The sequence below is a fragment of the Enterococcus sp. 12F9_DIV0723 genome (assembly GCF_002174375.1).
Classification (GTDB): Bacteria; Bacillota; Bacilli; order Lactobacillales; family Enterococcaceae; genus Enterococcus_A; species Enterococcus_A gilvus.
The window spans coordinates 502,234-528,570 of sequence record NZ_NIBK01000002.1 but is presented as its reverse complement, the minus strand read 5'-3'; the positions used below and the strand labels follow the sequence as shown (position 1 = coordinate 528,570).

Sequence of the window (26,337 nt, the reverse complement as noted above, 5' to 3'; positions counted from 1 at the left end):
TCAATCCAATTTCTTTATAAAAAGGTCGCCTTCTGCCTTTCTCATCATTAAGGAAAGGCCCAACAACTGAAGGACTTGGATCAAAGGAACGCCCGCTCCAGTATAGAAGAACATGAACAAGCCCTTTCCCTTCGGTGCCCAAGTAGCGAACCACGACACGCCAAATAGATAGACAACATACGTCAGCAGCAGACCAAGAACTATGATCAAATACTCTGACAAAACAGCCCGCGTTTGTTTCTTTTTAGCGTAGGTGTACGTCGACAAGATGAACATCCCCAAGCTGATCAGCATTAATAGAGGAGAAAGAATACGGTAGATCCAGATCATGCCATTGACGATTCGTACGATTGGCCGCGTTCGTTTCGCTTCTGCCTCCATGCCCTTTTTAATAGTAGAAACAGAACGTACATTTACCAAGTCCAGGACTTTTTCCGCAGGTTGCTCTGGCACGAAGATCGAACCCCCGTAACTTGTTTGATAGCTTTTATAGAGGGTAGTCTCAATGATTCCAGCTTTCATATAATTTGCTACTTTGCCCAGATCTTCCAGTTTTTTCCCATTGCTTTGTTTTGAGACGAAAAGCATATTCTTCTTGGTTAACTGCCCAGACTTGAATCCTTGCTCCAGTTCACGATTGATCTTTTTAAAGACTTTTTCGTTTTCACGGCCATCTTTATACAGACCCTCTCGCTGGAACATCTCCCTTAAGCCCCAGACAAACATGTCTCCAGGCAGCTCGCCATTTTTGACAGGCCAAGAATCAGGCCAGATTGAGTCGTTCAACATCCAGTGAATCCCTTGATGGTACTTCGCAAATGTCGGTGAGACTTCCTCCGCCTTCGCGAATGTTTTTTTCGACACCCATATCCCGCTGTCTTCAGCGATCTCTGGTGTATCATACCCGCGATTATCAATTTGGATCAGATGTTCCGTCATCTTGGCAAAGGATGTCTTTGTTCGATCATTCGTTGTGAAGATACCGTAATGATCTTCATTCATCTTGGAGATCAGCAAGGACTCACCGACCGTAAATAAAACAGGTGCGATTAAAAGTAAAAAATTCCCAAGTATTTTTCTTTTTTTCGTCGTTTTTACAGACTGCCAAAAGGTACGAATCTTTTCCTTCGGTGACCCACCCAGCGGTCCTTTTCCCGCTAGGATACCCAAAAGTGTAAAGACCGTAGCGACGACATAGAAAGGAACCAACCAAATCGAATCTTCTCGTAAAAACCAGAAAAAAGGAAAAGCTGCCATTAGCAGGATCGACCACGGAAGGCGCTGATGGATCGTGTCTTTCCTTCGTAAATACAGCCCTAAGATCCCTGCCAAAACAAAGAGGACAGCCGCAAACACTAAGCTGTTTCGGTAAATTCGCAAAGAAAAATCGGAGGCTAAAGTCGCTGGTGAGTAAATGAGAAATAAGAAGCCAAAAGCACTTAGGTACTTATTATTAATCAGCGGCGCTAACGCCTTCACCATCGCAACTGCTGCGAGCATATCGATCAAACATAAAAAGAGCGGATATGACAGCCTTGAAAAATGATTCACTAGTAAAAAGAAGGTAAAAGACAATCCTTTAGTCAATATCCCTGCATTGTAGGGTCCTAGCCACTTACCGGCTAAAATGTTCAACGCCTGATTGATGGATAGCGCGTCATCATACCCTGCCTGCATATACACTTTGACAGGCATCTCTACAGCAATCAGAAGCCGAAAAAGAATTGCTAAAACAACAAAACCAACAAGGATTTTTTCTTTTTTCGTATTCAGGTGCCATCGTTTTATAAGGTTCATAGTTCAGGGAAAGGGATAAAAGGCGGCATTTCCCCTTCTACCTCCATTAAAAACTTTTGCAGCCAAATGACATCTAGCCATTGCTCAAATTTATAGCCGATTTTAGGGAAATTCGCGACCTCGCGATACCCTAATTTTTCATGAAAATGAATACTGGCTTGATTTCCGCCTGTGATACATGCTGTTAGAATCGCCACGTTCTGCTTTCTCAACGTTGCTTCTAACGCTTGATATAGTTTTCTTCCTGCACCATTGCCACGTTTGTCACGGTCTACATAAACACTGACCTCCACCGCCCAGTCGTAAGCTGCTCGTTCTTTATAAGCATGCGCATACGCGTAGCCTAAAATGTGTCCCTCTTCTTCTGCCACTAAGTAAGGGTATTTTTCACTAGTTTCTGCGATTTTTTGAACAAAATCCTTCGCATTCGGTACGTTATAGTCAAAAGTAATTGTCGTTTCTTCAACGTAAGGTGCATAAATCGCGGCCAAAGACGCGGCGTCCGCGGGTACTGCTGCTCTAATATTCATCATAGACCTCCTCGCTGTCCCAATTCTAACACTCCACTCTATAAAAAAACACCCTGTTCCAAAAGGATTACGACAAAACTTTAAAAATAATAAGGACTTATCTGCGAAGGCGAGGCTTACTTGAACCCTCCATAAACATGACATCACGATGGCATCAATAACACGTTGCTACATTTTTATACAAAGTTATTTCTCATTTATACAGCACTATTTTTTGTTTAAAAAGATGTGAATTTGCGGATTTTACCTGTTTGTCCGTATTCCTTGAATCCTATTAAAAGAAAATGGCAATTATTTAAGGCAAAACTGATTAGTTTTACCCCCTACTTCTGGTTATTTTTGCATAAGTATGCTTATATAGAAACTGTGTTTCTTGAATCCTCCATTTTCAATGTCACAACGAAAGTGAGTGTTTCAATAGAAGCCGTAGTTCACTAAATAAAGAGCATTTTTCGTTTTTCGAAAGATACGTCTATGCCTATGGATTAAAGGAGAAGTTATGGATCAGAATCAAATGCCGGATAATCATACAAAAGAAATGAGTCTGCTAGGACTGAGCATGATCGTGATCGGCTCGATGCTTGGCGGCGGTGTATTTAATTTACCAAGCAGTATTTCCCAATCAGCGGGGGTCGTTGCTTCCTTGCTTGCCTGGCTGATCACTGGGATCGGTGTGTTCTTCATCGCTAAAGTTTTTCAGACTCTTTCAAAGGAGACACCAGAGATCATTGGGGGAATCTATTATTATGCAAAAGACGGTTTTGGCGATTATGTCGGCTTCAATTCCGCTTGGGGCTATTGGCTGAGTAATATAATCGGAAATGTATCTTTCGTTATTTTATTCTTAGACGCATTGAGCAAATTCATCCCGTCGATCGGCGGCTCGGGCGGTCGAATCGGTTTATTTTTAGGGACATTTATGATCTGGGGCGTGGTCTTTTTAGTCGCTCGCGGAATTCGTACAGCCAGTCTTTTAAACACCATCGCCACGAGTGCAAAAGTGGTGCCCATCTTGATGGCGATTTTTCTGTTGTTTATTCATTTTAAGTACCAGACATTTTCAATGGACATCTTCGCTAAAAATATGAGGCTGAATGGCAAACAACTCGGCGGAATCCCCACTCAGATTCGCCACGCGATGCTCCAAACCATGTGGGTATTTGTCGGGATCGAAGGCGCCGTTGTCCTATCTGGTCGTGCGAAACGGGCACGGGATGTGGGCCGCGCGACACTGATCGGCTACAGCACGACGCTTGCGATCTACGTGCTGATCGTGATGCTGAGCTTTGGTTCATTGCCGCAGGAACAGCTTGCGAATTTGCCAAGCCCTTCATTGAGCGGTGTGTTGCGGGCATCCACAGGCCCTTGGGCGGCTCATATGATCGATGTCGGTGTCATAATTTCCGTATTGGGCGCTTGGATTTCTTGGACGATCTTAGCAGCGGAAATTTCATTTGATGCGGCACAGGACAAAATGTTCCCCGCTTTCCTAGGAAAAGCCAATAAACAAAACGCACCAGTAAATGCCTTGATCCTGAACGGTGTGATCATGCAGGTCGTCTTTTTGATTTCTCGTTGGGCGATGGATGCCTTCCAAGCGGTGACCGACACGGCAACAACAATGGTGCTCGTCCCTTATGTCTTGTCTGCCGCTTTCTTATGGCAGATCGCGAAAGGGAAAAAACATAAAGGACAACAAGTGTTAGCTATCGGCGGGATCCTCTATGGCATCTATATGCTGTATTCCTCTGGCATTTTAAATTTACTTTATTGCATCGGTATTTATGCGTTGGGCATTGTCTTTTGGTTATGGAACAGCCATACGTACCTCCGTCCGATTTTCGCCACCAAACGAGACAAACTTCTATTTGTGCTCGTGACCGGTTTAGGCGTCGTGAGCCTTGTGACTTTTTTGATCCAATTAATGTAAAAAAAAACAGCGAATCAATTGTGAGCCGACCCCCAAAAGTTAGACCAAAATCTAACTCTTGGAGGTCGGTATTTTTATGGCTAAATATAGTTTTGAATTCAAATTGAAAGTAGTTCAAGAATACTTAGATGGGAAAGGTGGTTATAGCTATTTAGCAAAGATACATTCGGTTAAGGATAGGAGACAAATACTAGATTGGGTGAACTCCTACCGGGAATTTGGCGAAGAAGGTCTTCTCAGAAAACGTAAAAATGCGAATTATTCTGTTCAATTTAAGTTGGATGCGATAGAGTTATATCAAACTAGTGAGCTGTCTTATCGTGAAATTGCCAATGTACTTAAAATGAATAATCCGTCTCTCATTGCCAATTGGATGAGAAAATTTCGGGATGATGGTATCGATGGACTCACAAAAACGAAAGGATGTCCATCCGCCTTGGCTGAGAAAAAAGAACAGAAAAAGAAACGTTCAATTGAGTCAACACCGGAAGAACAAGACCGTATTAAAGAATTAGAAAAACAAGTGCGTTCCCTTCAGATTGAAAATGCCTTTTTAAAAGAGCTGAGGAAGCTGCGAAAACAGGAAGCCCAACAAAGACGAACGAATCAATCGCACGAATCATCAACAGCCTCCGAGGATCATTCAAATTAGTTGAGCTTCTTGAGACGTTGAACTTTCCTAAAGCGACGTTTATGTACTGGCAAAAACGATTTGACAGAGAAAATCCCAATCAAAGAATCGAAGCCGAAATGCTTCGTATTCGTAAAGAACACAAAGATTATGGCTGTTTACGAATGACCAACGAACTAAAAGATCGAGGCTTTCATGTCAATAAAAAGAAAGTTCAACGTTTGATTCGAAAACTAGGGATCGAAGTCCGTTCCTACACACGGAAATCACGTCGCTACAGCTCTTACCGAGGAAAGGTCGGCAAAGTGGCGAAACACCGAATTCGTCGTCATTTTTACACGAGCATTTGTCATCAAAAAATTACGACCGATACAACAGAATTCAAGTATTTTGAAATAGATACCAAAGGCGTGATCCGACAAAGAAAGTTATACTTAGACCCGTTCATGGACATATATAATAGCGAGATTCTTTCGTACCGCATTTCAGAAAAGCCGAATGCCTTGGCAATTATGGAAGGTTTAGAAGAAGCCATCGCGATCACGGCTGATTGCCCCTATCGCCGCACCTTCCATTCGGATCAAGGTTGGGCTTATCAAATGAAGGACTATCGTCAAGAACTAAAGAAACAGAAAATCTTTCAAAGTATGTCTCGCAAAGGAAATTGTTTAGATAATTCAATCATGGAGAACTTCTTCAGTCTTCTGAAACAAGAAATCTTTCATGGAGAAACCTATCACAGTTTTGATGAACTAAAAAAGGCGATCGATGACTATATCTATTACTACAACAATCACCGGATGAAACAGAAATTGAACTGGAAAAGCCCTGTTCAATTTCGAAAAGCTGCACAGAAAGCGGCATAATTGCCAGCTTAACAAACAAAAAACGGAGTAGAGAAATCTACTCCGAAATAAGTCTAACTTTTTGGGGTCACTTCATTGATCGCTGTTTTTTTTATATACGTTGTAAAATCATCGTAATCAGAAGCCCTGCCGCATAGCAGCTATTGAAGACAATCAAGTTTTCAACGGCCATCGGAAATGTTTTAGTTTTGATCTGTACCTGAGTGAAGCGGGCGGTTTGAGGAATCACTTTTACCAGACTGACAAAAACCAGCAGAATCGGCCACTGATAGATGCCAGCGAGCATTCCAACAAGGATCACGCCATAACAGCTATACATCAACCCATTGAATAAGCGAATCCCCCACTCACGTCCGATATAAAAAGGCAGCGTGTACCGATGATTTTGAATATCTTGTTCCAAGTCACACAGGTTATTTGCCAGCATAATATTCGCAATCGTCAGCATCAAAGGCAACGCTGCCCAAATGACGGCCAATACAGCCCTCGTTTCACCAGTCACTGCAAAGTGATCCATGTCTAGCTCCATGAAAAAAAGCCGCTGGTCGTAGGTGTTCAAGTAGATCGTAATCGCAAAAATCCCTAACCCTTCCGTCACGCCACTAAAGATTTCTCCTAAAGGCATCCGTGACAGCGGAATGGGACCATACGTGTAAAACACGCCAACAAAAAAGCAAGCCGCTCCCATCGGCAACAGCATCCAACCCGTTTGGACAACTAATACGAGCCCTATGATCGCCGCAAACCCTACTAAACCAATAATCAGTCGTTGAATCTGCTTTTCGGACAAATTTTCGCGTCCAATAATGTTTTCTTCGTACTTATAGGTCTCTGAATGGGCCTTTTTAAAATCCATATAATTATTGATTGCTGTGATCGCCAAATCAAAAGCGAACATCCCGAAAAAGAAAATCATTGTTTTTCCTGGATGAAACGAATGGAAATAGGTATTCGTAAACAGCACAGCTATGACAAAAGGAAAAATCCCAGCGAACTTTGTGCGTATTTGCACAAGCTCAAAGAAATGTTCTTTCGTCATTTTTTTAGAGGCGTGTTTCAAGTCCTTCATATTCTCCATAGTGTCAATTCCCCATTTCAGTTCCTTTTTTCTAGATATATACATAAAAATAGACTACACCAGCAGGCAAGTGACGGCTCCACCTGCCTGTGGTGTATGTCTATTTAGCCAATAAAAATCTGCAAGAGAATGGTCGCAGCAAGACCTATCGCGTAACAGCTATTGAAGGCGACCAAATTTTTGATCGAAAATATAAAGGTTTTTCTTTTGATCTGTTCTTTTGTAAATGCCTTTGTCTGGGGATAGACCCTCACTAAACTCAGGAAAGTCAAGAGGATCGGCCACTGATAAATCCCAGCGATCCATCCAATAACAATCGCGATGTACGAACTGTACATAAGAATATTGAACAAGATCACCGCATTTCTTTTACCCAAATAAAACGGCAAGGTGTATCGGTGATTCGTAATATCCTGCTCCAGATCGCAAATATTATTAGCCAGCATAATATTTGCGATCGTAGCGATCAAGGGCAATGATGCCCAGATAACAGCCAACGCTGCGGTGGTACTTCCGGTAATCGCAAAATGCTGCACATCCAGCTCCATGAAGAATAGTTTCTTATCATACGAATTGATATAGATCGTAATGGCAAAAATCCCCAGTCCCATCGTTACCCCGCTGAACACTTCACCTAACGGCATCCGAGATAACGGAATCGGACCGAATGTATAGAAAACACCAATAAAACAACAAGCACAGCCCATGACAAGTAACAGCCAGCCCGTTTGAATTGCCAAGGTGATCCCTACAATTGCCGCGAAACCGATCAGTCCAAAAATGATCAGTACGACGGTTTTTTCAGAAAGCTTGTCTCTTCCGATAACATTTTCTTGATATTTATATTCTTCTGAGTGGGCCTTGCGAAAATCCATGTAATTATTGATGGCGGTCGTTGCCATGTCAAAAGCCAGCATCCCAAAGAAGAAAAAGAACGTTTTTCCCCAATGGAAGGAATGGAAATACGTATTCGCAAACAGCACCGCAATTATAAATGGAAACAGACTTGCTAATTTGGTGCGTATTTCTACTAGATCAAAAAAGCTTTCTCTTGTCATATTAGTTCATATCCTTCTCGTCGCCCATCGTATAGCCTGCCTCTTTGTTCAGCTCGAAAACATCCTTCAGGCCAGAGGTCACATAGACTTTGTCATCGCGTGTAACGAAAATAGCTTCCGTATCCTTTAGATCCTCCACGTATTTCATCCCATCTTTCACGCCCATTGAAAAGACTGCCGTAGACAGACCGTCCCCGTCAATGGATTTTTTCGACACGATCGTTACGCCTGCAAGATCGTTATCAAAAGGATACCCCGTCTTCGGATTGAACAGATGATGGTACGTCTTTCCATCTACTTCCAAATAGCGTTCGTAAATTCCAGAAGTGACTAGTGACATATTGGTCTCAGGAACACTTCCCAAAACGACATTTCGAGCCTGGTTCGGGTCTTGAATCCCCACAGTCCAATCTTCTTTTTGATTTCCGCGAGGACTGTTTCCCATTACAAAGACATTTCCCCCAAGGTCGATGATCGCTGTAGTCACACCATTTTCCTTCATAACTTTCACGACTTCATCTGTAATATAGCCTTTGGCGATGGCACCTAGGTCTAATTTCATGCTCTTTTCTTTTAAAAAGACGGTCTGTTCATCGTCGTTGAATACCACATCGTGATAATTGACCAGCTTCAAGGCCTGATCGATCTCACTTTGATCCGGCTTGCGCGCATCAGGGAAGCCGATTCGCCATAGCGAAGTGATTGAGCCGATCGCCATGTCAAAGCCGCCCTTTGAATCTTCACTGTATTTGTAGGCTTCTTTCAGCAAATAATACATATCATCGGTAACTTTAACTGGCTTTACGCCCGCCTCTTGATTGATCTCGTCAATCTCGGAACCCTTCTGATTGACCGTGATTTTATCCGCCAATTCTTTTACCCGCTTAAAAGCAGGCTTCAAGACCTCTTTTTTCCCATCATCATAGATGCGCATTTGGACATATGTACCCATTAAAAACTGTTTATCTTCATAAGGTTTTTGATTGATCTTCGGTTTGCTGCCTCCGCAGGCCGCTAGAAAAATCGTTAATAGACCAAAAACCAAAATTAACGCTCGTTTTTTCACTTCCATACTTCCTTTACTAAAGCTAAATTTTTTTCACCTTATCATAGCCTTTTTGAACCTATTTTCAAAGTACTTTAAGAAACTTTTTGTCAGGAATAGGAGTCCTGTTTCTTCTATAGTAATAAACATTTGATAGTTATTGATTGCCAACTAAGAAAAGACTGACAGTCATCTAAGCTTCTAGGAAATAAATTTTTGACAAAATTTATCTGCAGGTTCGCTGACATATCATCCAACTAAACTTCATTATTGCTTTACTTGATAATCATTTTATACTGATTGCACTATTCTGGACTGACAGCTCTCTCCGTTTTTATGAATTCATTTTTCTAAAACCTTGAAAAATGAGTCTTTTTTTCGTTACGCCTATCATTTTACTAACCTGCTAAAGCAGGAAGTAAAACTGACAGTCATCTCAACTTCTAGGAAATAAATTTTTGACAAAATTTATCTACAGGTTCGCTGACATATCATCCAACTAAACTTCATTATTGCTTTATTTGCTAACATTCTTTACCAGTCCAACATTTTTAAACACTGCGAAAAGTTGGACTGACAAAAAGAGCCGGGGAAACCCCAGCTCTTCTAAGATCCCCTTCTGATAAAGGAATTATTTTTTCATTACGATGTTGTCTACTTGGATTGTTTCTGTGTTGCCTTTTTCTGCAGCGTTTACTAATTGTGCGGCATATGTTTGGAAAGCGTGTGAAGAATGAGTAGCACCAGTGACAACTTCTACATCTGCTGGAGCGCCTTTTTCTACTAAGCCTTTGTTCAAGTCTTCGATGTATTCTTTTGGTCCTACACCGCTTTTAGCTTTCATGTTCTTTTCGTAGTCAGCGTCATCTTTTTTAGATTTGCCGTCTTTGTCCACGTTATCGTAGTTTGATTCAGTGATTTTTCCACCAGCAACAGTGATGCTGAAGTCTGTACGGTAGCCGTTAGAATAGTTCTTTTCTTCTAATTTGTACGTGCCGTCTTTCAAGTCCGCACCATTGTCGATTTCAATCGTATCTGTTTTACCAGCTTGAGCAGCTTGTACTAATTGTTGAGAGTAGTTTTTGAAGCTTTCGCTTGAATGAGTCGCGCCTGTCACTACTTCAACTGCATCTGGATTTTGCGTTTGTTCTAAAGATTTATTCAATTCTGGAATGTATTCTTTAGGACCAGTTTTTGTTTTTTCTTTCATTTTCTTTTCGTAGTCGGCATCTTTTTGTTTTGATTTGCCGTCTTCGTTCAGATAATCATAATTTGATTTTGTGATTTTGCCATCTTTAACTGTCATATCGAAGACAACGCGATAGCCATTTGCATAATTTTTTTCTTCAAGCTTGTATGTTCCGTCTTTTAAATCGCCGCCTGCTTCTTTTTCTGCTGGTTTTGCAGCTTCTGAAGAACTTGCAGTTGAACTTGAGCTTGACGCAGCGTCTTTATCATTGTTTCCGCCGCAAGCAGCTAAAGCTAGTGTAGAAAATGCAACGACAGCAAACCCTGATACTATTTTTTTCATTTTCATGAGTAACTCCACCTTTTTTCTTTTTTTGTGATTCATTAAACAAGAATCATTCTAAATCACTTCTCAAGTTTTGTACATAGTTTTTTTACATATAACCTTAGTTTTTAATTTAATTATTAGAATACCACCATTATCAAATGAGAATAATTACCGTAGACAAAGAAATAAAGTAAATGTATAATATATTCGATTGTTCATTTATTATCAATACATATTCATTGTGCAGTCATTATCATTTAAAAGGAGCGGATTATCAATGGCGAAAGAGAAAATTGTCGTTGTGGGTGCAGGGTATGCAGGTGTTGCAGCAACGAAATTTATGGCCAAGAAGTTAAAAAAAGATGATGTTGAGATCACCTTGATCGACCGTCACTCTTACCATACAATGATGACCGAATTACACGAAGTAGCGGGCGGACGGGTAGAACCGGAGGCTGTGCAATACGACCTACAACGTTTATTTGCTCGTCAGAAGAATGTTTCATTAGTGACAGATACAGTTACTGGGATCGACAAAGACAAAAAGATCGTTAAAACGAAGTTAGGCAAATACCCATTTGATCAACTGATCATCGGTATGGGTGGTGAACCAAATGACTTTGGTACTCCTGGCGTGAAGGAACACGGATTTACGTTGTGGTCCATGGAAGATGCGATCAAGATCAGAAAACACATCGAAGATACCGTGGCAAAAGCAGCCGCAGAACCAGATGAAGCAAAACGTCGCGCGATGTTGACCTTTGTCGTTTGTGGATCAGGGTTTACAGGAATCGAAATGATCGGCGAATTGATGGAATGGAAAGCGGTTTTAGCGAAACAGCACAAATTGCGTCCTGAAGAATTTACATTGATGGTCGTAGAAGCTCTTCCTACTATCTTGAATATGCTGGATCGGAAAGATGCTGAAAAAGCAGAACGCTTCATGATGAAAAAAGGCATCCAATTGAAAAAAGGCGCCCCTATCACTGAAGTGACCGCAGATCACATCATTTTGAAGGATGGTTCACAAATCCCTACAAACACCTTGATCTGGACTGCCGGAGTCAAAGGAACTTCTGACGCGGCGGACTTTGGACTTGAAGCTGCGCGCGGGCAACGGTTATTCGCCAACGAGTACATGCAAGCAAAAGGCTACGAAGAGAAAGACATCTATATTATCGGTGACTTGGTTCATTACGAAGAGAACAGCGATGGCCGCCCTACTCCGCAGATCGTTCAAGCAGCGGAACAAACAGGACACACGGCAGCAGCGAATATTGTCGCGAAGATCAAGAACACACCAAAACACGAATTCAAAAGCAATTATCAAGGATTTATGGTTTCGATCGGTTCTAAATGGGGCGTCGCGAACTTGATGGACAAGTTCCACCTGTCTGGTTTTCTGGCGATCGTCGTAAAACATTTAGTGAACCTGTTGTACTTCTTCACGATTCGTTCTGGGTACTACATGTTCCAATACATGATGCATGAATTCTTCCATATCAAGAATGATCGCAATGTTACGCGTGGACATTCTTCCCGTTACGGCAATGTTTTATGGAGCGTACCACTGCGTGTCTTCTATGGCTCAATGTGGTTGATCGAATCTTCGAAGAAAATTGTTGGAGACGGTCAGTATTTAAATCCTACTTCTTGGTTCGGAGACGGTTCATGGTTTACAGATAAAGTGGTCTTTCCTTTCCCTTGGTTGCAAGAACAAGTGACTACTGGCGCTTCTGCGGCAGGTGCTCATGCAGCCGAAGCAACGACTGCGGCAACAGGTGCTGCTGGCGGTGCAACAGATGCCGCTGCGACAGCAACACATTTTGGCTTCAGCTATGCTTTTGGTGAAAATCCAATGCCGGTCTTTGAAAAAATGCCCCACTGGTTCGCAAACATCATGGAAGTTATGATGCCAAATAGAGACGTTGCATTGTTCATGCAGAAGTTCATGACCTTTGTGGAAATCGGTATCGCTTTAGCCTTGATCTTCGGATTGTTCACTTGGTTGGCAAGTGCTGCGACGATCGGTTTGACTGTTGTCTTCTGTCTGTCAGGCATGTTCTACTGGGTCAACATCTGGTTTATCTTTGTTGCCTTTGCTTTGATGAACGGCTCTGGTCGTGCTTTAGGACTTGACCGTTGGGTGATTCCTTGGATTCAACGTAAAACAGGCAAATGGTGGTATGGTACGCCACGATCCATTTATGGAAAAAACGATTCAATTTAATTGAATGAATAATGAAGGAAAGTTCTAAAGGGCTTGTTTTTCTCTTTAGAACTTTCTTTATGTTATGATAAGAAAAGATTTATACCCGAATCAACCTACAAATCAAGAGAACAAGTAAGAGGTGTTTATGTTGAAGCTGAAGGATCTTGCAAAAAATAGTTTGCTGCGCCCTTGGGATGGCCTCATTATTCTTCTTCTTGTGCTGCTCTCCTTTGCACCTGTCGTGGTCTTTAGTCTGAATCGCGCCTCTAGCTCGACACAAGAAGCGGTCCTTTCAGTCGATGGAGAAGAAATCAAAACCTTCGATCTATCTGATAAATCCCAAACCTACACGTATCGTTACGAAGAAAAAGACAGAGATTATAACCTGATCGAAGTCAAAGATGGTCGGATTCGAATCAAAGAAGCCGACTGTGGAGATCAAATCTGTGTTCGACGCGGATGGATCGACCAATCTGGCGAGACCATCGTGTGCTTGCCTCATAAATTGTTGATTGAAATCAAATCCTCAGACGGAGGGGAACCTGGCAGCGTCATTTATTAGCTGTCTTCATTATGAATAAAACACAAAAGTTGATTTATATAGCCCTACTCGTCGCCCAAGGTGTTATTTTGGGCTTGATCGAGAATATGTTCCCGTCCCCTTTCGCATTTGCGCCAGGAGCAAAGTTGGGACTTGCCAATTTAATAACAATCGTTGCTATTTTTACGATGCCAAAACGCGACAGCTTTCGCCTGATTTGGATGCGTCTGATCTTAACGACCCTCTTAGGCGGAACCGTGTCAACGTTTTTATATAGTATGAGCGGCTCTTTGTTGAGTTATTTCGGCATGCTTCTCGTCAAAAGTCTCGGCCCTAAGCGTGTCAGCATCATTGGTATCAGTGCTGCCGGCGGGTTTCTTCATAACGTGGGTCAGCTTTTAGTTGCTAGCTGGATCGCTCAATCCTGGACGGTCATGCTGTACTTGCCTGTCATGTCTTTCATGGGCATCCTTGCCGGGATCGTTATCGGGATCGCTGGGAACTACCTACTGAAGCATGTACGAGCGCTGCAAAAATTCCAATTAGATTATGAGCAGACCAAGAAATCGAATAAAGGCTCAGGAGGCCAGCCAAAATGAAACTTCATCCTATGTGGCAAGATTATCCTGATCTTGCGAAGCAATTGACGACGACACTGCACTTAATGGAAGACGTCGTGAAATTAAAAAATAAAAAAGTGGAATCTGCTGTACTGGATATGATCCATGCTGGCGGCAAGCTTCTGCGCCCGGCATATCAGCTTCTATTCGCTCAATTCGGTCCCGAACAGGACGAAAAAAAAGCCACGGCCCTCGCCGCATCGATCGAAATGCTGCACACAGCGACATTGATCCATGACGATATCGTCGATGATTCTGAATTACGCCGTGGATTGCCGACGATTCGTTCGACCTTTGGAAATGACACGGCCGTATACGCCGGCGATTATCTATTTATTTGCTGTTTCAAATTATTATCGGACTATTCAACGTCACTGAGAAGCTTGCAGCTAAATTCCCGCAGTATGGAAAAAATCCTCGATGGCGAATTGGGACAAATGGATGATCGTTACAAATTAGATCAAACAGTAGAAGAATACTTAGAAAATATTTCTGGTAAAACCGCTGAGCTCTTTGCTTTGAGCTGTTCTGTCGGTGCTTTTGAGAGCGGGAATAGTGAACGCTTCGCCAAAAAAGCTGGAATGATCGGACAAAACATCGGCATCGCTTTTCAAATCATGGACGATCTCCTCGATTACGATGCGGCTAGCGATACATTAGGCAAGCCCGTTTTGGAGGATGTCCGTCAAGGCGTCTATTCCCTGCCTTTGATTTATGCCATAAATCAGGACAACGAAGAATTGCAACACCTGTTGGAAAAGAAAAATCAACTGACGGCTGAGGATGCTTTGGCTGTCCAACGTCTGGTTCATCAATTAGGCGGCACGACCTATGCGCAGCAATTGGCATCTGATTATACGGATCAAGCCTTAAAGGACATTCGCAAATTACCGGATAATTATTTCAATACGAAGGAAACCTTAGAGCGTTTGACACGTCAAATTTTATTGCGTACTAATTAAAAGCCTCCAAAAGTTAGATTGTCTGTCTAACTTTTGAAGGCTTTTTTCATTATTCGACTAAGCCGAAGCTCATACCGATGATCAAAATAATCAAGACGAGGATCGTGATCGCCACATACAAATAGTCTTTCTCTTTTGCAAAGGCAAAAATCGAAACTACCACTCGCAAGACAGGCGTCAAGATCAGACAAAAGAGTCCGAACATCACAAAGGCTTCCCCGTTGAACTGGGCCATTCCTTTGAAAATCGTTTCTAATGTAGTCGGTGTTTGGTGGGCGGCTGTTGGGTTTAAAAACAATAATGCCAATCCAACTAGAATGATCGCCGCTGAAACAATGACACCGATCCGTAAAATGTACCCGATGGAACGCTCGATTTTCAGCATTTCTTCTTTATTGTCCATTACATGATCACCCCAAATCCACGAAGAACCATTTGAAGTCCCATAAAGAGTAGTATTGGAATAAAGATCATACGAATCACGATCGGCTTCAAGCGTGTCATGATGCGGGAACCGATCGTCGCTCCAGCTAACACCCCTAACGCTACCGGTGCCGCGATCTCCGGCAAGATCGTCCCATTAAAAAAGTAGACCATCGCAGAAGCCGCTGCTGTGACGCCCATCATTAAGTTACTCGTGGCGCTTGAGGGTTTCATCGGCATTTTCATGATGGTATCCATTGCTGTCACTTTGAAGACCCCGCTGCCGATCCCCAATAATCCCGAAGCAAGTCCTGCCCCCAGCATCATGGCGAAGCCCCCCGGTACCTTTTCTACTTGATAATCAATTTTTTTATTTAAGACTTTATCGTAATAAGACCCGTTCAATTTTAATTTTTCAGCTAAAGGATCATTGGCGACTTGAACAGCCTCTTCTCCAGATTTACTGCGAATCTTTTGGATCATATTGAGGACCGAAAATAACAAAAAGCTGCCAAACAAAACAAATAGAAAGCCTGTCGGCGCAACGCCTGAAAGCAGCGCCCCAACGATCGCTCCGATGGTTGTCGCGATCTCCAAAAACATGGCCACTCGCAAATTCAGCATGTCGTCCTTCAAATAAGCGATCGTTGCACCTGAACTGGTGGCGATCACACAGACGATGCTGGTCGCGATCGCATATTTGATGTCCAATCCCATGATCAACGTCAAATACGGTGTCAAAATAATGCCGCCGCCGATCCCTAAGATCGAGCCCAATACGCCGGCCAGTAAACCGACTACAAGTAAAATTCCAATCTGACTAAGCATAACTTCCCGCCTTTCTGCTGCTATTATAGCGCAACATTTCTTTTGCGGCAGAACGTGTAGCGGATACATCAGACAATCAAATAAATTACTTTAGCAAAACCAATCATTTTTTAGTTTGTCCCGTTTGTCGAAGGGGACAAATCTAATTGCGTGTGCAGAATTTTTTTCACGCGATCCACTTCTTCTTGCGGAATACTTTGATACGAGATGCCCTCTTCTCCTGTAAATCCATCCCCTGTGAACCCTTCCCCTTGAACCTGCTGACTGTCAATTTTGGTTAAGCAGGAATGATAATTCGTAAGGATCTTTTGCATTTGGTTGAAGGTCAAATCTGTTTTTCCGTTTTCCCCGATCCCATCAAAGATTTTTTGATAGTTGAAGAGGCTTTTCGTGGAGAGCATTTTTTGGATCAGCAACTCGATGACCTCCCGCTGTCTTCCCTGACGACCATAGTCTCCGGTGGGGTCTTCATACCGCATCCGTGAATATTGCAGGGCTTCCCAGCCATTCAAATGCTGTTTTCCCTTTGGATAATCGATGCCCTCTGCGGAAAAGGCAAATTTGTTGTTTACATCCACGCCGCCAACTGCATCGACCAGCGTCTGCATGCCATCCATATCTACCGACACATAGTGATGGATCGGGATATCTAAAAATTTCTCCACCGTGTCCATGATCATTTCTGGTCCGCCGATAGAATGCGCATGATTGATCTTATCTTCATAATCGGCACCCACGATCTCTACGTAGGCATCCCGAGGAATACTCACCAGCGTGGTTTCTTTTGTTTGATTGTTTAACGTAGCGACCATGATCGTGTTCGCTCGAAAGTCGGTTTTTCTTTTTGAGTCGTTGGCGATTCCTAGAATCAAAATACTCATCGGCTCCGAAGCTTCGGGTGTTTTCACCTTGCCTGTACGCGCAGTTGGTGAATACATGGAGTCCGCCATTTTTTGCGAACTGTGATACATCTTCATCGCAAAAACACTGACTCCTGAAACAAGAAGAACCAAAAGCGCGACACCGCTCAAGACGACTTTTTGCCAGGTTCCTCTTCTAGCACGTCCGCTGCGTGTCCGACGAACATCGGCAGTAATCTCAGGTTTACTTTGTAGATAAGGGTAAAGGACACCCGCCGTTCCAAAAGTAAGGCCCGCTCCCAGCAGAAGTCCAGCAAGTACGTCGCTGAAATAATGGACGCACAGATATATCCGTCCGCCTGCGATCGTGATCCCTAAGAAAACAAACCCTAGTTTAATGAATCGCGGCAGCTTCTTTTCGTCAAATAAATACAACAGCGCGATGGTACTGATAAACGTCATGATCAATAACGAGTGACCACTTGGAAAGCTGTAGGAAGAGCGTGAGATGTATTGCAGCTGTTCTGGTCGTGAACGCTGGATCAGATGCTTTAGCACGTAACCTACACCACTAACGAAAATCAGATTGGCAAGAGACCAGATCGCCAGCTTTCTCTCGTTTTTTCGCCAAAAAAGAAACGCAAATCCGGCAATCAGCAGCAGCATCGGCCCGATCGTCGCAAGCTTAGAGAGCCCTCCGACACCTGCTGTTAAAAAAGAAATATTTGGTACTCGATGATCCATAAAAAAGTGATCTGCTTGTTTCAACCACTGTGCGCCGCTTGCGACTGACAAAGTCAGCAGGCTAACGAAGGCGAGCGCAGCTCCGCTAAATAGTAACATTTTCTTTCGCATAGTTTTCCTCGATTCTTTGTTCGATCCTCGCTTGATCGAATACTTATTTTTCTTTGAAGCCCATCATGATTCCTAGGCCTAGGCCTAATACGATCAAGGATGTTCCTCCCTGACTCAAGATCGGCAACGGGATTCCTGTTAACGGCAAAATGCCGATCGCTGCACCGATATTTTCAAAAATTTGAAACAGCAAACCGAAGACAAACGCGACGGCAATGTAAAGATTGGCCTTGTTGTTTGTTTTGATCGCGGCGGAAAGGATCTGGTAAAACAAATAGAAATACAAAAAGATGACCAGCGTTCCGCCGAAGAAGCCAAAACCTTCACCAACAACCGTAAAGATCATGTCCGATTCGCGCACGGGAACGTAAACCGACGCTTGCTCAGCACCGCGTCCGAACAAGCCGCCGGAGCCGATCGCATACAGACTCTGGACCTGCTGATACGCGATCGAGTCACGGTATTGAAAAGGATCGACCCAGGCACGCACACGATCCAATTGATAGGTTTTAAAATGCAGAAAATAAAGCAGCTTGTTTCCCCACTCGCTGAATACCAACACCAGCAAGCCGCCGCCTAGCGCCGCACCGATTCCAGTAATCGTCGTCAGTATCTTCCAATGAACACCAGAAATCACAAACAACGCACCCAGAATGGCGATAAACACCAGACTCGTTCCAAAATCTCGCTGCATAAACATCAGTAAGAACGTGGGCAAGCTGAACAGCAGAACTTTTCCGAGATACCTCAGATCTGTTTTTAATGTCCGATGCTTGCGATTCATCTCATCCACGATCGTCAAACGAACCATCAGCAAAATAAAACTCAGCTTCATCAGCTCCGAGGGCTGAAATGAAAAACCGCCGAATCGCAACCAGCGTTTGGTTCCCGTCACAGCGTACATCGCTGGATCATAAAACCAATACAGCAGCGCCATTACGCCAAGGGAAAGGACATAAAAAACAGGTGCATACTTCAATAGAAAGGAGGTGCTTATTTTACTGACTATCCCCATCGCTGCAAGCGAGATCAGGCAAAAAACAATCTGCTTGGTCACAACATTTTTCACATCTGCTCCATCTAGATCAGCCGCCAGCGATTGCACACCGACACTGATCAAATAGAACAAGAAAATCGGCAATAGCAGCGAATAATTACAGTCATTGCTTAATCGTTTGATCATTGACTCGAACCTCCGAAGAAAATTTTAGACAGACCCCCAAGGCCGCCGATAAAATCAAATAACTTGTTCCCCCGTAACTGATAAACGGCAGCGGGACACCCGTCATAGGGATCAGCCCTAAGATACTGGCGATGTTGATGCTGGTTTGCAGCAAAATCAACGCGCCGACCCCGAAGTAGATCAGACTGACTTGCTGGCTGACCTCTTTTGATGCCAATACGAACAACCGCAAAGCGATCAAAAAGAGCAGCGCGAGTACGAGAAGGCCGACGATCATTCCCAATTCTTCTACTAAGATCGAATACACGAAATCTGTCTCTGCAACGGGCAGATAGCCTTTTTTCGTGATACTATTTCCCAGCCCTCGTCCGAAAAATCCACCGTTGTAAAGGGCATAATAGGAGTTGCTCATCTGAAATCCTTTTCCGTAAGGGTCTAAAAAGGGATCTCTCACCAATCGGATACGGTCATAGGTGTGGGCGAACAATTCCGGCAATAACTGGTGACTCCCTAGGAAGAGAATGATGCCGCCGATCAACACGATCCCGGCGAAAATCGTTGCAAAGACCATGACGGACAATTGATACGGCAGTTCCGCAGTGGTGATGATCACCAATGCAACACCCCAGATAATGATCGCTCCGGTAACCTTCGGCTGAAGCAGGATCAACAACCCGCTGAGCAGTACCAGCCCGCAAGGAACCAGCAGCTCCCGTTGGGTCCGTTTTACTCGGAAATAATAGGCCAAGTAGAGAATCAGCGCGACATTCGTTACCTCTGAAGGCTGAAACTGAATTCCCATCACGGAGACCCAGCGTTGGGCACCGTTGATGTTCACTCCGCTGATTTTCACCAGTATCAAACTGACCAGCCCTGCTGCCAGCAATCCCTTAGCCAACGTCCCCTTTACTAATACATTGCTTTTCACCCGATAAATGAAGGCGATCAGCAACCAGCTCAATCCCATAAAAATGGCTTGCTTGCTAAATAAGGACAGTGGATTCTGACCTTCCGCCATCAGCCGGTAGGAACTTGCGCTAAAAACCATTAAAAGACCGATCAGGCTTACTCCCAAATAGGGTAATAATAACAGCCAATCGATCTTTTTTCTCTTCATCATGTGCATCTCTCCCCTTCGTCAAGTAATTGTTTGAGACGAGAGAGCCCACAGTTAAATAACCTAAAAAAAGAGACACCAAACGTTAGTAGAAAAAAACTAACTAGTTTGGTGTCTCACACAATCAATCTCATCGTCTGAGTTTTAGCACTAAACAACGTAAAGAATTACTCTTAGCTATTTTATGAAAAGCCTTAATCCGACAATTCCTATTTTACACATTGGCGTCTTTCGACGTTTCTGCGCAATAGCCTGTGTTTGTTTAGGAGCCTCACCTAACAAGTTTACTTATATTCACTTTCACAATGAATACTACGTCCTTTATCTTTCGATAGCAAAAGTTTCCCTAGAAAATATCATTTTCTTATCATTTGCTTATAAAATCTTTTAAAAAAAATTTACTAGGCAACCGTGCTATTTTCTGGTATTAGGGAAATTCCCTGTTTTAATCACGAAATGGTCAAAAATAACAAAGAGAAAGACAAAAGTTGAACGTTTTCTTTGTAATTAAATAGTTATTATTAACACGTTATAAATTAATTAAAAAAGAGTTACATTTGTGAAAACTATATTTATTTATGACGTTACACTATTACCTTTACCCTAAACTAATTTTTATCCCCTATTCAACATACATAGACTTTTCTAAGAATGGCACGAACGTCGTTACTTCAAGACGCAGCTTCAACAAGGATCAAATGCCTATTCAGTCGAAAAAAGCACCGGATATTTCTCCCTGAACGATTCAGATACCCGTGCTTTCATCGATTTTTTAATACAGAGCGGATCACTCACGAAAACGATCACCTAAACATCATATATAAAGGAGTTTTATTTTTGAAAAAGAATCTATATGTTTTAATGGCGAGTATGTTGGTCGCGGGACCAGCGCTAAGTTTCCCTATACAAAGCAATGCCGAAGCAACAGCCGCAACAAGCAGCGACTCTATCCCCACCCCTGCTAGTGAGCCTGTCTCTTCGACGCAAGCATCACAGGCACTGCCTTCAACGCCGCCAGTGAGCAGCACGACTGCAACCACTCAAGCATCCGTACCAACAACGGCTTCTTCCAGCACAACGGATGCACCAGCCAGCACCACGAGTGATTCTCAGTCGACTTCGACTACAAGCACTACCTCAAGCACTCCTGAGACCCGGTCAGCCGATTTGACTACGTGGATGCCGGACCCAGTATTGCAGCAAATCGTCGCAAAAGCAGTCGGAAAAACGGTCGATACATTGACCAAAGAAGACATGCCGAAGCTGACAACGCTGTATATCCAAAACGCGGATAGCGCGATCGCAACTCTTAGAGGGCTGGAATTAGCAACAAATCTGGACTCTTTTTATATGAACGCGAACAGTCAGATCAGTGATTTTTCATTGCTTGCTGCATTGCCAAAATTAAGCCAAGTATATTTAATGGGTGCCAATGTCAACGATCAGAACGTACCGAATTTTGGAACAGGGATTACCCGTTTGAACCTTTCAGGAAGCAGTGTAACGGACAATGTCTACGATAAAATAACAAAAATGACAAGTCTGTTATCTTTGACCTTTGAGTCTAATATGAACATCACGACGATCAAACCAGCAACTGCCTTGCCTCAATTAAATGAGCTTCGAGTACAATTTTGCGGTATCACGGACTTCACGCCCATCAATCAAATGCCTGCCCTGACTCAACTGGCCGCGTTCGGGCAGAATACAGGACGTAACGATCCGGCTACAGCGATCAATGCCAAGGAATTAAATTACGATGCTGAAAAGCAAACGGTCTACATTCCTTTTTCAATGATGCCGAACCGAATGACCAATTTTGATGGCTATGTTCCTCCGTTCAGTACATCAAACAGCGCCAGTCAAACCTATCTTGATTTCAATGGGGCGCAATTGGCGAGCAGCCGTTTGGCAATAACAGATGAAGGGATTACCGTATCTGGGGTAACACAGGACGAATTCGATAACTTGCAGACCTTTGAATACAACGCGCGGTTGAACAATCCGGTCGGAAGCTATAAACAGCCGGAGCGCTTTACCTTCTACGCGATTTCATCAGGCACCTATTTGCACCAATTCACGATTCAGCATACTGCTGTTTCTCCTGGATTGACGGTCAACTATGTGGATGAAGACGGCGACGAGATCGCTCCTTCTCAAACAGTCGAAGGCAATGTGGGTGATCCCTACGATGTTACGACGGAAACGTACCAACCAGAGATTCCCGGCTATCTTTTAGATCAAGATCAGCTGCCAGCGAACGTCGTCGGCACATTGACCGCGGAAGCTCAGACAGTCACCTATATTTATCAACAAAATAAGGCGGTCCTGAAAACCCATGATTCTAAAATCTACGTTGGTGATCCATGGACAGCGAAGGACAACTTTGATGGCGGGACTGATACGTGGGGAAATCCTATCACTTTTGAGGACGTGACTTTCGAGGACAATGTCGATCCTTCCAAAGTCGGTCAGTACGAAGTCAAATATACCTATGATCGTGTGCCAAATCGGATGTGGACCGGCGATTATGCTACTGCAACGGCAACTGTGACAGTCGTTGACCGCAGCAAAGAAGCTCAACCTGTCACGATCCGCTATGTCGATCCTGATGGAAAAGAGATCCATAAGAAGAAGGAACTTCATGGAACGATCGGTGAAGCCTTCGATGTTTCTGACAAAAAGTACCAACCTGCAATTCCAAACTATACATTGGATAACAAGCAGTTACCGAAAAACGCTAAAGGACTCTTCAGTGACAAAGCGCAGACTGTTACCTATGTGTATCAGCCCGTGACGACACCGACAACCACTACAAGCGACTCGTCTTCAGAGACGACTCCGCCTAGCACCACGACGGACACTAGCACGACAACTGAAACTAGCTCTAGCAGTCAGTCAAGTGGCAAGATTTCTGATTCCAGCAGCAGTACGAGTGGCGGAAATGGGACTCCGGCAGGAACATCCAGCACGCCTCCAAGCAATCGGAGTACGGCAAAACAAACCGATAAAAAACTGCCGCAAACAAACGAAAAAATAACCCCTGCTTATCTTTTAGCTGGGCTTGCCATTCTCAGCTTTGCTACAGGACTACTCATCGTTAGTCGAAAAAAAGTCAACTAAAACAAAAGCATCCTAGCCGATTTGGTTAGGATGCTTTTATTATTTTTCCTTCAATAGAAGGACGTTCTATAGAAAATGGGGCTCTGTGAAGGCGAACGATTTCTCAAACTACGAATCGCTCTCACGAAAGCGTCCTTTTCTCCTTACCCCTCTTGGATCTGCAGGCCTAGACCTGCGGCGATGGTCAATGCTTGGTAGCTGTTGACCTTCAGCCCCTTCAGTTGTTCCATTGAAAAAGCGATCTTGCTGAATTGGTTAGAGGTCAGATCCAAATCAGACAATTTCGTCCGCATCCAGTTGCTGTTGTCCAGATTATTAGTATCCAAAAATAAGTGCTTCCACGTGACTTCAAAAAATTCGCTGTCGGTCATCTGACAATTTTCAAAAGCGACATGTTTAAGATTTGTCCCACTGAATGAACCAAAATTGATCACACAGTCTTTGAAGCGACAATCGCGCAAATAGCTTTCTGCGAAGTTGCAGCCGGTCAGTTTGCAGTTTTCAAAAACCACTTGATGAAAGCTGCCGCCGATCCATTCCAGATTTGAAAAATCGCAATTTTTAAATAGAACATTTCCCGCCTCGAAACGGGTCAGTTTCCCACGCTGCATCGTAACCTTTTCTAAAATCGACCGTCGAATAACAAGGTTCTCACACGTTAAATAACTATAATCCACCTCGCTGCCATGGACCGCTTCGATGATGGCCTCATCTTCTAAATAAAAATCCGTTGAAAATGTCGCAGGTAAAATCGGGGCTGCCGGATCATGTTTACGCATACCCTCCCCCTCCGTTCCTTCATAATGCTTTTAGTTTCCCACATTCCTCCGCTTTTCTCTAGTCCCATTTGTATATTCTTTAAGAATGAGTGTTAAAAGAGCTTTTTATTTAGAAGAATGATAAAATTTAGCAATGAGGTGACCGTATGAACAATAAAATAAAAGAATGGCTCCCTGTAGTCATTATCATTGTGCTGATTTTTCTAGCCAGAATGTTTGTCTTTTCTCCAGTAAAAGTGGAAGGACATTCGATGGACCCAACGCTTCACGACAGTCAGCGCTTGATCACATCTAAAATATCCACGCTGAAACGCCAAGATATTATTACCACAAAAGAACCAGACAATCAGAATATCTATGTGGTCAAACGAATTATCGGTGTACCTGGTGACCGTGTTGCGATGAAAAATAACGTCCTGACGATCAATGGCGAAGAAGTGCCTGAGCCCTATCTGGATGACTTTAAAGAAAAATTCAAAAAGGACAAGCTCGCTGAAGAATACTCCTACAGCACAGCCTTCCAAGAACAAGCCGCAAATGCCACCAGCTTTACCAACGATTTTGATGTGACGGTCCCCAACAATCAATATTTTGTTTTAGGGGATAATCGCTTGATTTCTAAAGACAGCCGGATCTTCGGCTTCGTGGACAAATCCTTGATTCAAGGAAAAGTCGTCTTACGCTTTTGGCCGTTAGACGAATTCAAACTATTTTAATCACATAAAAAAACAAGATCGTCGTACGCTCATACGGTGATCTTGTTTTTTTATATGCGCGTCGCCTGCTAACGGTACAAAATCAACTCGTTGAACAGATGACTCAGTTTTTTTAAATCCTTTTCAGACAGTTGGGAGTGGATGATGAGGTGCTTTTGCTTTTCCGACAACACCTGCTTATTTAGCGGTGTCGTCGTAAGGATTATATCAGCGGCTTGAAGTTCTTCGATAAATTGAATTTGATACGTCTGGTTGAATCGGGAACGAATCAACTGCTTTAGCATCCCTTCATAAAGCACATCAAAATCAGAGGAAAGATGAACCTTGATGAGTGGTCTGCAGCTATCGATCGGGAATGCTTCGAGACAAATCATCAAACAGCTATACCTCAGATACGAAGACTGTTCAGAAATAGGCAGCGTTTCTTTAAGCTCTTTCCAAAAGGCGACAAAATTTTTCCAATATAACGGATTCACCTTTTTGATCATCGTAAAACTCAAAATATGTTTGGTGATCGATCGCAATTCACTTTTCGTATTCGGTTCGATAAATACCTTTAGCAACTGATAACGATGGACCAACCGTGTAATGGTCGCAACAGATGCTGCTTCCGCAGGACCAAAATAGGTTTCTGAACATTCAAGGAATGTCTCTGGGCTCAAATCTTCCGCTTTAATAAAATAACCTAATTTCTCTTCATCAAATACCAAATCAAAGGGATAGATCCCTGTCACGTTCATGATCCCCACTAACGCATACCAATCGTTCTCATTCCAAAAAGGTAAAAAGTCAGGCTTCTCTGGAATGGAAAAACTTTGCATCAACGCTTCTTTTTCAGGAGACATACGGAGCTGCTGCTTCTTCGCTATCCCAATAGAAAATAATTTCATCCATAAGGCAATTGAGCGAACATTGAGAGGATCATAGGGCTTTTCTAAATAAGCGACGACCCTTTCAGCTTCTTTTATGTAATGATCATAGTCTAAAAAGAACAAATTATTGCTTATTTCTCGATGCAGGCTCCAGAAAAAAAGATGAGAAAAGGAACGAATCAACAGCTCATCAGAATTAAATTTTATTCTATGGGAGCACGTAATATGTACTTGGAAAGGATTGATTTCTTTATTGATGGCCTTTACTTTTCTCTGCACTGTAGAAAAACTGACATGATGCTCTTCACAAAAATCGTGGGTGGAAAACTCCCGATCTTGAATAACAGTCATTAAAATTAGATACGACAGATCCGTCTCAAAAATCGCCTTGTACAAGCTCTGTAAATTCGTGCTTTGTCGTTCCAATCGGTACGAGCCTCTTTCAGGCGTCTCGATTCTAACAAAATAATCGTCATTTCCATATTCATTGCTGGCAATGTACATTAAATGCTTACACACATCGTTGATCGTGATCACATTACTTCTGCCAAGCTTTTTTTGGATTTTTTCCGCAGAGAGAGCTTCATCTGAATTATCCAAAAGATTGATGATATCTCTCGCCAGCATGGTTCTATTGTCTAAACCGAACAACTAAAGGACCTTCTTTCATTCACTCGGATCGCTGATTGCTTCTATTCAATCAGTATCCACCCACTTTAATTAATTTTTTTCGATTCGTCTATATTTTTTTATTTATTTTATAAAAAAAAGACAAGAAAAACGCTTCCTGTCTTT

General features: G+C 43.0%; 21 protein-coding genes and 1 riboswitch. Of the genes, 8 read left to right on the top strand and 13 right to left on the bottom strand.

Annotated elements, in window-relative coordinates; genetic code table 11:
* Together A5868_RS15605 and A5868_RS15600 are read right to left on the bottom strand one after the other, a co-directional pair.
* Nucleotides 1-1,695 (bottom strand): hypothetical protein, encoded by a 1,695-nt coding sequence (locus A5868_RS15605; RefSeq protein WP_254911054.1) that lies wholly within the window; start codon nt 1,693-1,695, stop codon nt 1-3.
* 98 nt (nt 1,696-1,793) lie between these two features.
* Nucleotides 1,794-2,327, bottom strand: coding sequence for a GNAT family N-acetyltransferase (locus A5868_RS15600; protein ID WP_086304668.1), 534 nt, complete (start codon nt 2,325-2,327; stop codon nt 1,794-1,796).
* Between the two features lie 499 nt (nt 2,328-2,826).
* Here A5868_RS15600 and A5868_RS15595 point away from each other — a divergent pair, with 499 nt between their 5' ends.
* Nucleotides 2,827-4,257, top strand: a complete 1,431-nt coding sequence (locus A5868_RS15595) for a basic amino acid/polyamine antiporter (protein WP_086304666.1) — start codon at nt 2,827-2,829, stop codon at nt 4,255-4,257.
* 76 nt (nt 4,258-4,333) lie between these two features.
* Nucleotides 4,334-5,754, top strand: a protein-coding gene (locus A5868_RS15590; RefSeq protein ID WP_441316144.1) for an IS3 family transposase whose coding sequence is annotated in 2 segments (ribosomal slippage) — nt 4,334-4,811 and nt 4,811-5,754 — 1,422 coding nt in all. Because the reading frame shifts where the segments join, the coding sequence is not laid out codon by codon here.
* 91 nt (nt 5,755-5,845) lie between these two features.
* On the opposite strand, the gene menA (A5868_RS15585) is transcribed toward A5868_RS15590, so the two are convergent.
* The 4 genes from menA (A5868_RS15585) to pplA form a co-directional block, all read right to left on the bottom strand.
* A complete protein-coding gene (gene menA / locus A5868_RS15585) occupies nt 5,846-6,832 on the bottom strand; it encodes a 1,4-dihydroxy-2-naphthoate polyprenyltransferase (RefSeq protein WP_086304664.1) in 987 nt (328 codons plus the stop codon).
* 104 nt (nt 6,833-6,936) lie between these two features.
* Nucleotides 6,937-7,890, bottom strand: coding sequence for a 1,4-dihydroxy-2-naphthoate polyprenyltransferase (menA, locus tag A5868_RS15580; RefSeq protein WP_086304662.1), 954 nt, complete (start codon nt 7,888-7,890; stop codon nt 6,937-6,939).
* Between the two features lies 1 nt (nt 7,891).
* Nucleotides 7,892-8,956 carry an FAD:protein FMN transferase gene (locus tag A5868_RS15575; protein ID WP_086304660.1) on the bottom strand — a complete coding sequence of 355 codons (1,065 nt, stop codon included), beginning with the start codon at nt 8,954-8,956 and terminating at the stop codon, nt 7,892-7,894.
* Between the two features lie 610 nt (nt 8,957-9,566).
* Nucleotides 9,567-10,472, bottom strand: a complete 906-nt coding sequence (gene pplA, locus A5868_RS15570) for an extracellular electron transfer flavoprotein PplA (RefSeq protein ID WP_010778538.1) — start codon at nt 10,470-10,472, stop codon at nt 9,567-9,569.
* A 256-nt stretch (nt 10,473-10,728) separates the two neighbouring features.
* On the opposite strand from pplA, the gene A5868_RS15565 reads away from it, so the two are divergent.
* From A5868_RS15565 to A5868_RS15550, 4 genes are all read left to right on the top strand, one after another.
* Nucleotides 10,729-12,681 (top strand): FAD-dependent oxidoreductase, encoded by a 1,953-nt coding sequence (locus A5868_RS15565; protein WP_086304658.1) that lies wholly within the window; start codon nt 10,729-10,731, stop codon nt 12,679-12,681.
* Between the two features lie 130 nt (nt 12,682-12,811).
* Nucleotides 12,812-13,225 (top strand): NusG domain II-containing protein, encoded by a 414-nt coding sequence (locus A5868_RS15560; RefSeq protein ID WP_086305402.1) that lies wholly within the window; start codon nt 12,812-12,814, stop codon nt 13,223-13,225.
* A gap of 11 nt (nt 13,226-13,236) precedes the next feature.
* Nucleotides 13,237-13,803, top strand: a complete 567-nt coding sequence (locus tag A5868_RS15555) for a Gx transporter family protein (protein ID WP_010778541.1) — start codon at nt 13,237-13,239, stop codon at nt 13,801-13,803.
* Nucleotides 13,800-14,786 (top strand): polyprenyl synthetase family protein, encoded by a 987-nt coding sequence (locus A5868_RS15550; protein ID WP_010778542.1) that lies wholly within the window; start codon nt 13,800-13,802, stop codon nt 14,784-14,786. The genes A5868_RS15555 and A5868_RS15550 overlap by 4 nt, the downstream gene beginning before the upstream one ends.
* 49 nt (nt 14,787-14,835) lie before the next feature.
* Here A5868_RS15550 and A5868_RS15545 read toward each other — a convergent pair whose 3' ends face one another.
* From A5868_RS15545 to A5868_RS15525, 5 genes are all read right to left on the bottom strand, one after another.
* Nucleotides 14,836-15,189 (bottom strand): DUF1634 domain-containing protein, encoded by a 354-nt coding sequence (locus A5868_RS15545; RefSeq protein WP_010778543.1) that lies wholly within the window; start codon nt 15,187-15,189, stop codon nt 14,836-14,838.
* Entirely contained in the window at nt 15,189-16,037 is an 849-nt protein-coding gene (locus A5868_RS15540) for a sulfite exporter TauE/SafE family protein (RefSeq protein WP_010778544.1), read from the bottom strand. Before A5868_RS15540 ends, A5868_RS15545 begins: the two co-directional genes overlap by 1 nt.
* 110 nt (nt 16,038-16,147) lie before the next feature.
* Complete coding sequence (locus A5868_RS15535) at nt 16,148-17,752, bottom strand: phosphatase PAP2/LCP family protein (RefSeq protein ID WP_086304656.1); 1,605 nt, start codon at nt 17,750-17,752, stop codon at nt 16,148-16,150.
* Nucleotides 17,753-17,795: 43 nt separating this feature from the next.
* Nucleotides 17,796-18,935 carry an FtsW/RodA/SpoVE family cell cycle protein gene (locus A5868_RS15530; RefSeq protein ID WP_086304654.1) on the bottom strand — a complete coding sequence of 380 codons (1,140 nt, stop codon included), beginning with the start codon at nt 18,933-18,935 and terminating at the stop codon, nt 17,796-17,798.
* On the bottom strand, nt 18,913-20,055 hold the full coding sequence (locus A5868_RS15525) for an FtsW/RodA/SpoVE family cell cycle protein (protein WP_086304652.1): 1,143 nt from the start codon (nt 20,053-20,055) through the stop codon (nt 18,913-18,915). Before A5868_RS15525 ends, A5868_RS15530 begins: the two co-directional genes overlap by 23 nt.
* 119 nt (nt 20,056-20,174) lie before the next feature.
* A riboswitch (M-box (ykoK) riboswitch) is annotated at nt 20,175-20,342 on the bottom strand.
* A 547-nt stretch (nt 20,343-20,889) separates the two neighbouring features.
* On the opposite strand from A5868_RS15525, the gene A5868_RS15520 reads away from it, so the two are divergent.
* Nucleotides 20,890-23,175, top strand: coding sequence for a MucBP domain-containing protein (locus tag A5868_RS15520; RefSeq protein WP_086304650.1), 2,286 nt, complete (start codon nt 20,890-20,892; stop codon nt 23,173-23,175).
* A 143-nt stretch (nt 23,176-23,318) separates the two neighbouring features.
* On the opposite strand, the gene A5868_RS15515 is transcribed toward A5868_RS15520, so the two are convergent.
* Nucleotides 23,319-23,954: a pentapeptide repeat-containing protein gene (locus A5868_RS15515; RefSeq protein WP_010778549.1), complete on the bottom strand. Its 636-nt coding sequence runs from the start codon at nt 23,952-23,954 to the stop codon at nt 23,319-23,321.
* A gap of 146 nt (nt 23,955-24,100) precedes the next feature.
* Here A5868_RS15515 and lepB point away from each other — a divergent pair, with 146 nt between their 5' ends.
* The gene (lepB, locus tag A5868_RS15510) at nt 24,101-24,670 is read left to right on the top strand and encodes a signal peptidase I (protein ID WP_086304648.1); all 570 of its coding nucleotides are present in this window, start codon (nt 24,101-24,103) and stop codon (nt 24,668-24,670) included.
* A 68-nt stretch (nt 24,671-24,738) separates the two neighbouring features.
* Here the strand turns inward: lepB and A5868_RS15505 are convergent, their stop codons facing one another.
* A complete protein-coding gene (locus A5868_RS15505) occupies nt 24,739-26,193 on the bottom strand; it encodes a helix-turn-helix domain-containing protein (protein ID WP_086304646.1) in 1,455 nt (484 codons plus the stop codon).
* Between the last annotated feature and the right edge of the window lie 144 nt (nt 26,194-26,337).